Here is a 7,018-nt window from a genome sequence, read left to right on the forward strand (position 1 = left end):
AACAATATTAATCATTATTTTATGAGATTGATTTTAAATTCAGTGATGCTAAATGGATTTTGATTTTAAACTAATTAGGAACAATATTTCTCACATAAGGTATTTTTTTCATTATATATAATATCAAAATAGATAGTGGAATAACAATTAATGGAATTATTATTGTAGTTGAAAATGATGTTAAATCCATTTTTAAGCTGCGGGAAATTACTATGATTAAATAAAAGTGAACCATATATAGTCCAAATGTATATGGCTTAAAGAAATATAATATTTTTTTAAATTTATTGGTAAAGTCATAATTATTACATAACTGTTTAATAAAAATCCAAACAGCAATTGAATACACAATCGTAGATGGATAAGCATATGATTTAAATATATAAGTTGATTGATGGGTAGTATCATAAACTGATTGTGTTGGCAAAAACATAGCTAAAAGGCCTAATATGCCAAATGCATAAAATATAATTCGATATTTTTTGCTTAAATCGACTTCATTTAATACATATCCCAATAATGGATAAATAAACAGTCCGCTTGAAAAAATGAATTCTGGACGTATGTTCAGGGGAATAGCAAAAATTTGGATTAAAGAAGGTATTAAAGAAACAAATATAAAAATTAATATGGAATAAAATGTGAAAAGTTTAATTCTTTTTTCTTTAGGAATGCTGTTTAAAAGGGGTATGATGAGATATATTGCAAATAACGGTATAAAAAACCACATTATGCTTCCTTCTATGCAGTCATTATAAAGAAACAATAAAATATTTCCTTCTACTGGTATTTTCATGTAGTAAATTCTAAATAAACAATAGAAAATAACCCAGAATATAAATGGAATTCCTACTTTCTTAAAACGTTTTAAAAAATAGGTCTTGGTGTCATATCTTTCACGATAATCCATTAAAGTTGCACCTGAAATCATATAAAAGATAGGAACTGCAAAAAATAACAGACACATTATGAAATTGGTTATAATCCAAAATCTGGAAGGACATGCACTATCAAAACGTATTAGTGATCCATGTAAAATAACAACAGAAATTGCTGATATGACTGATAAACAAGTAATGTAGTAAATATCTTTTTTATTATCAACAAAATTAGCGCTCATAATATTTGCATTCCTTTTAATTACTAATTAAATATATTTCTATTTAAATATTTAATATTTTTTAGTTTTTTTATATTTTTTTGATTTTAAGTGATACTCTTTTCTAATATTACTTATTTTGACTTAAAGTTTAATGTGAAATTATGTATTTATCATTTGGACGATTATTTTTTAGATTTGAATATGGAAAAACTTCTATTCAAATTGTTATAGGTACTACATTAATGACAATATTTTTATTATATTTTAGATAAATATTATATTATTATTGGGAGGATTATTTATGAATAAGAGTGATTTGGAAAGAGACTACTTTATGCTTAAAGGGCCACTTGCAAAAAAGGGTTATGACTGGTGGTGGCATTCTCTTACTGCATATAACAAAGAAACGGGTGAAGCAAAACCATTTTTCATTGAATATTTTGTGTGTAACCCTGCTTTAGCTGAGGATAAACCTACTTTAGGTCAGAGTCCTGAAAATAAAAAATTAGGCAAAAAGCCTTCCTACTTCATGATGAAGGTAGGAACATGGGGTAAAAATCCAAAACAGATTCATAATTTTTATTCAATGAAGGATTTTCAATGTCCGGATAATGAGTTGGATATTCGTGTGGGAGATTGCTCACTAACGGAAACCCATATGTCCGGTTCATGTACAGTAACCGAAGAAGATGCTAAAAGCCATCCCGAATATATGTGTGATGCCGGAGATATGAGATGGGATTTGGACATTGATAAACAGATTGCGTTCAATGTCGGTTATGGTGCAAACGGATTGTTTAGGAAATTAAACTCTTTTGAAATGTTTTGGCATGCTGAAGGAATTAAAACAGAATACAGTGGAAGTATTTGGCTTGATGGTGTTGAATATGAAGTTATTCCTGAAAAATCATTTGGATATGCTGATAAAAACTGGGGTGGGGACTTTACCTCTCCATGGCTTTGGATTTCATCATGTAATTTAACTAGCCTTAAAACAGGTAAAAAATTAAATAATTCTGCATTTGAAGCTGGTGGCGGAAGGCCAAAAGCATTTGGAATATCTATTCCACGTAAATTATTAATCGGATTTTATTATGAAGGAACCATGTATGAATACAACTTTGCAAGGTTCTGGAACATGGTAAAAATTGATTTTGATTTTGAAGAGGGGGATGATGTCCATACATGGCATGTTAATGCATCTAATAGAAATTCACGTATGGAAATGGTATTGTACTGTAAACGTGATGAAATGATGTTCATTAATTATGAGGCTCCCGATGGGCAAAAACGTCACAATCGTTTATGGAACGGTGGAAACGGTTGGGGTGAAATTAAATTGTACAAAAAAGACGGTACATTAATTGACCATGTAAAAATGGAAAATGCTGGCTGTGAATATGGGGAGTATGATAAATAATGATATGGACTGATGTTCTGGCGTTAATTGTTGTTTATATTTATGTTGCGGCCATATTTGTAATAGCTGAAAAGGTTTTAAAGGCCAAGCCTGAGGTTTCACGTAAATTTTTACATATTATGGTAGGTAATATGATATTTGCCATGCCGTTTTTCTCTGATCCTTGGGTAATGGTGTGGTTTTTAACTTTGCCGATTACAATAGCTTTATTCTTCCTGACTGAATATTCTCCTATTAAAATCGAAAACAGTGTAACTGAATCTGGTCATGCTTTAGGTTTATTCTTCTATGCAGGTATTTGGACGGTATTAATTGCTATATTTTCCAATCATCTGTGGATTGTTGCACTGGCTATCGTGCCTATGGTATATGGTGACGGATTTGCAGCATTAATAGGTCAAAAATTCGGTAGAGTCAAATATAAAGTATTCGGTGGTGAAAAATCATTGGAAGGATCTCTTACAATGTTTGTAGTAACAACTGTAATGAGTGTATTTGTCTGGATGGTTTTCTTAACAATAGGATATCCAATGCCTAACTTTAATTTGGCAGCTATTTTAGGAATTTCTGCTGTTGCAACTATTTGTGAAGCTTTAAGTTATGGTGGAATTGATAATTTAACGGTTCCTGCTTTGACTTCAATTTTATATTATTTGGTAACTATTACATTATAGTTACTTTCACTTTCTATTTTTTGCATTTCAAATGTGTATTTATGCATCTTGGTTGAAGTGATAATTAGGCCTTTATATATTATTGTCCTAACTATTATTAACGAATACACAGAGGTTATGTAAATGAATGATTATGAAAGAGCAGCTGAAAAGGTTGATAACAAACTTAGATTTTATAGAAACTTTATACCTTATGTTTGTATAAATGCATTTTTAGCTATAATTAATGCAATATGTTCACCACACTTTTGGTGGGTTTTGTTTCCAGTATTTTTCTGGGGAATTGGTGTATTAAAAGACTTTTTAAAAGCGTTTGTATTTCAAGATATTTGTAGCGATGAATATCGTGAAAGAAAAATCGCACAAGAAATGGAGAAATTATCAAAATGAAAGTAAATTTGTTCTTTTCAAGAGATGTTGAAGATCCGTATGCTGATATTCACACAAATGAGCTAACGGACAATATTCAAAAAGCAATTAATCTTCTGGAAGATGAATCAGGTAGTGACATGCTTGCAGTTAAAAAAGGAAAGGATATTACCTTTTTGGAGTATGATGAAATTTTCATGATTCGCGTTGAGGATAAAGTTGTTAAGGTTTATACTCATGATGATGAATATTCAGTTAAGAAAGCATTATATCAGGTTGAAGAGTCTCTGGATCAGTCTTTTGTTCGTATATCAAAGACAACTATCATTAATATTAAAAAGATTGATCGTGTGGCTCCATCCTTAAAGGGGATGATGTTTATAATGATGAAAAATGGTTTGAAGGATAATATTTCAAGAAAATATTTGCCCGAGTTTAAAGAGGCATTGGGTTTGTAGGTGTTAATGATGAAAGTCACAGATATAATACAAAGACTTGCATTGGGCGCATTTGTCGGTTGTTTCATTGTTTCATTAATTGAGGTATTGATGGCATTTCAATCAGGACCGCAGAATGTTGTTTTTTCAGGATATGATGTAATTAATGCATTTTTCGGTTCGATTGTGATTGGATGGGCATTTTCTTTAAGTGGTTTGATTTATGACAGGGAAGATTTATCCCTTCCTTTACAGGTATTGTTTCAGATGGTAATCGGTTTTACTGTGTTGTTCAGTGTGGCTATCTATTTGGGATGGTTACCATTAACTTTCGGCATTGGCGTAATAATCCAATGGGTTATTATTGCAGTTATCTTTGCAGCAGTATTCTGGTTAGGTTTTTATGCATATTATTATTTCGAAGCTCGAGAAATAAATCAAAAATTAGAATAAATAGAGTATTATGGGGATTTAACCCCACATCTCTTAAATATATACAAATGGGTGAGTAATATATTTATTGTTAATATCAATAACAATAGTTATTTACAATTAAAACTATTGTTATATTTATTATATAAATATTATTGTTTTTAGTTATAATGTGTCATTAGTTATTTTCACACCCAAATTGTATGCGGAGTCCAAATCTTTGGGGAATTGTTCTTTAAGAGTTTTTTCTTTTTCTTTTTCGTCAAACAGATAATTTTCATATAATGAATAGTCTTTAAACTGGTATGTGTCATATACTTTCAGTGAATATGGCTGTCCGAAAGTATAGGAAAGATAATCCTCAGTTGTTTTAAAAACATTATCTTTATAAATTTCATCGGATAACTCTTTTTTAACATTCATTGAATAGATTATTCCATTAGGTTTTTTGCAGGCCAGTGATTCTTTTCCGTAAACCAGTTTAGAAAACATCAATCTTTCTAAAAAGCTTTTCAATTCACCGGTAATGCCTCCAAAGTATATGGGACTTGCAAATACCACAGCATCGCTTTCATGGATTTTTGGAAGTAATTCCCTTAAATCGTCTTTAATCGGGCATTCGCCATAGTATTTTCCACCAATCTTTTTGCAGTGAAAACAGGATTTGCATCCCTTGTAATCCAAATCATATAATCTTATTGTATTAATGTTAAATTCTTCAGCATTATTTTTTGTTAATGTATCATTAATCCCGTCTTGAACTCTATTTAGGAGTTTTGTTGTGTTATATTTCTTTCTTGGTCCACCATTAATTAGATAAAATTCCATTCAATCACCTTTAAATCCACATTCCGAACAGGTCTTTGTCTGAAAATGAATTATTCCGCCGCATTCGGGACACATCCATCTTTCACGATCTTGCGCCATCATTTTTCCAATGCCTGTAGTTTTAATTCTTTTAGCACTGTCCAATGTATTAAAATCATGTCTCTTGACATATTTTTTGGAATGTTTTTTTATTAAAGGACATGGAAATTCGCTGCATCGGCCACAGTAACTAAAATTCTTAGTGTCAAAGCAGGATTTGATTTTACATTTCAAACTGGCTTTACTTTTGCCGTCGTCTCCAACTAAGCATCCGACACAGGGGTTTTGGTATCTTTCACAGCTAATACAATTAACTCCACAGGGAGCGAATAACTTTGAATCAATAGTATCTGGCATTTTCATAGTATCTCTACAAAAAAGTTATATTGATTTAAAAATAAATAATTATTGTAAAAAATCGGATTGATTCAAATGACATTAATTATTCATCCTGAAGTAGCAAACTTAAAAGACCAGTTATCACAGCTAATTTTTCAATATGATAATTTAATAAGTCATGTGGGTCCGGAAATTGAAAGGCAATATGTTTTAAAGTTTGGAAGATATGAATATAAATTATATGAACTGGAACTTAAAATCGATAAATTAAGACGAAAGCTTCAGCTGATTCAAATTGAAATTAACCATGAAAATCCAATTGATTTGGACAAGATTGAAAAGATACTGCAGGAAGAGTTTGAAGAATATGAAAAGCAGGTACATGATCAAATAGATGAAATTAAATTTCTTGAAGAAAACACTCCTGAAAAATTGTCAGAAAGTGATACAAAGAAACTTAAAAAACTTTATAGAATGCTTATTAAAAAACTGCATCCTGATTTAAATCCTAATCAGACATTCTTTGAATTGAATTTATTTTATAGGGCTGTGTATTGCTTTGAACATGGCGATTTGAATGGTTTGGAATCTGTTGCAGCTATCCTTCCTGAAAATGCCGGAGAAGAAACCTCTCAAATAGATGACTTGAAAAGACTGGTTAAAGAGTATGAAGATAAAATAATGGAACTCAAGAAAAAGTATCCATTTAATAAAAGAGAATTGCTAGAAGATGAAGATTCCGGCATGAAATATAAGGATATGCTTTTGGAACTGATTGAAGATAGAAAAAAAGATATTGAAACTCTTGAAAATGAGATAAATGATTTGATTTAAATGGCTAATATTCAAAAACCCGATTCGGACATAACGGATATTGTTGGTTTTATCCAAAAAGGAGGTAAGGTTAAACCTTTCTTAAAGGATATTTTCTTAATAAAGACATATGTTGCGGGTTTATTTTATATTGAATATATTGATGAGATTTTTCCTTTAATTCGTCCGGGTGATAGACTGGATTTGTTCCGTGAAGCTTCAAATGAATATGACAAGCATGCTATTCTAGTCAAGTATAATGGTCAAAAAATAGGTTATGTTCCGCGAAAGGATAATTACGTATTGTCTAAGTTAATGGACGGCGGAAAGCAGCTATATGGTGTTGTTAAAAGTACTGGTGTAGATGAGGTCTATGAAGGTGATGAAGTTAAATTCATTACTTTTAAAATTTTTCTAAAAGAGTCTAAAAAACATTAACTTTATATGTACTTAAAACAAATATTTTATTACTGTTAAAATTTTAGCAGTTTGCTTTTTTTGGGATAAGTTCCCATTGGATGTGGCTTTTATAGCTGAACAAAAAAAGGTGAAATTTATGTATAAA

Annotated in this window: 10 protein-coding genes; 7 read left to right on the forward strand and 3 right to left on the reverse strand. The window is 30.6% G+C overall.

Annotation, left to right across the window (positions count from 1 at the left end; translation table 11 throughout):
• Window positions 1-70 precede the first annotated feature (70 nt).
• Window positions 71-1,120 carry an acyltransferase gene (locus ACKI3Q_RS02625; RefSeq protein ID WP_407413989.1) on the reverse strand — a complete coding sequence of 350 codons (1,050 nt, stop codon included), beginning with the start codon at window positions 1,118-1,120 and terminating at the stop codon, window positions 71-73.
• 283 nt (window positions 1,121-1,403) lie between these two features.
• Between ACKI3Q_RS02625 and ACKI3Q_RS02630 the strand changes: the two genes are divergently transcribed.
• From ACKI3Q_RS02630 to ACKI3Q_RS02650, 5 genes are all read left to right on the forward strand, one after another.
• Entirely contained in the window at window positions 1,404-2,522 is a 1,119-nt protein-coding gene (locus ACKI3Q_RS02630) for a tocopherol cyclase family protein (RefSeq protein ID WP_407413991.1), read from the forward strand.
• The gene (locus ACKI3Q_RS02635) at window positions 2,522-3,196 is read left to right on the forward strand and encodes a diacylglycerol/polyprenol kinase family protein (protein ID WP_407413993.1); all 675 of its coding nucleotides are present in this window, start codon (window positions 2,522-2,524) and stop codon (window positions 3,194-3,196) included. Before ACKI3Q_RS02630 ends, ACKI3Q_RS02635 begins: the two co-directional genes overlap by 1 nt.
• A gap of 123 nt (window positions 3,197-3,319) precedes the next feature.
• Window positions 3,320-3,586 (forward strand): 2TM domain-containing protein, encoded by a 267-nt coding sequence (locus tag ACKI3Q_RS02640; protein ID WP_407413995.1) that lies wholly within the window; start codon window positions 3,320-3,322, stop codon window positions 3,584-3,586.
• Entirely contained in the window at window positions 3,583-4,023 is a 441-nt protein-coding gene (locus ACKI3Q_RS02645; protein ID WP_407413997.1) for a LytTR family DNA-binding domain-containing protein, read from the forward strand. The genes ACKI3Q_RS02640 and ACKI3Q_RS02645 overlap by 4 nt, the downstream gene beginning before the upstream one ends.
• 9 nt (window positions 4,024-4,032) lie before the next feature.
• Window positions 4,033-4,455, forward strand: coding sequence for a DUF3021 domain-containing protein (locus ACKI3Q_RS02650; protein WP_407413999.1), 423 nt, complete (start codon window positions 4,033-4,035; stop codon window positions 4,453-4,455).
• Between the two features lie 144 nt (window positions 4,456-4,599).
• Here the strand turns inward: ACKI3Q_RS02650 and ACKI3Q_RS02655 are convergent, their stop codons facing one another.
• On the reverse strand, window positions 4,600-5,262 hold the full coding sequence (locus ACKI3Q_RS02655) for an NAD(P)H-dependent oxidoreductase (RefSeq protein WP_407414001.1): 663 nt from the start codon (window positions 5,260-5,262) through the stop codon (window positions 4,600-4,602).
• A complete protein-coding gene (locus ACKI3Q_RS02660; protein ID WP_407414003.1) occupies window positions 5,263-5,664 on the reverse strand; it encodes a DUF3795 domain-containing protein in 402 nt (133 codons plus the stop codon). It abuts the gene before it with no gap.
• Window positions 5,665-5,733: 69 nt separating this feature from the next.
• Between ACKI3Q_RS02660 and ACKI3Q_RS02665 the strand changes: the two genes are divergently transcribed.
• Together ACKI3Q_RS02665 and ACKI3Q_RS02670 are read left to right on the forward strand one after the other, a co-directional pair.
• Window positions 5,734-6,474 carry a hypothetical protein gene (locus tag ACKI3Q_RS02665; protein ID WP_407414005.1) on the forward strand — a complete coding sequence of 247 codons (741 nt, stop codon included), beginning with the start codon at window positions 5,734-5,736 and terminating at the stop codon, window positions 6,472-6,474.
• Window positions 6,475-6,891 carry an HIRAN domain-containing protein gene (locus tag ACKI3Q_RS02670; RefSeq protein ID WP_407414007.1) on the forward strand — a complete coding sequence of 139 codons (417 nt, stop codon included), beginning with the start codon at window positions 6,475-6,477 and terminating at the stop codon, window positions 6,889-6,891.
• Window positions 6,892-7,018 lie beyond the last annotated feature (127 nt).

The sequence above is a fragment of the Methanobrevibacter sp. genome (genome assembly GCF_045636185.1).
GTDB lineage: Archaea > Methanobacteriota > Methanobacteria > Methanobacteriales > Methanobacteriaceae > Methanocatella.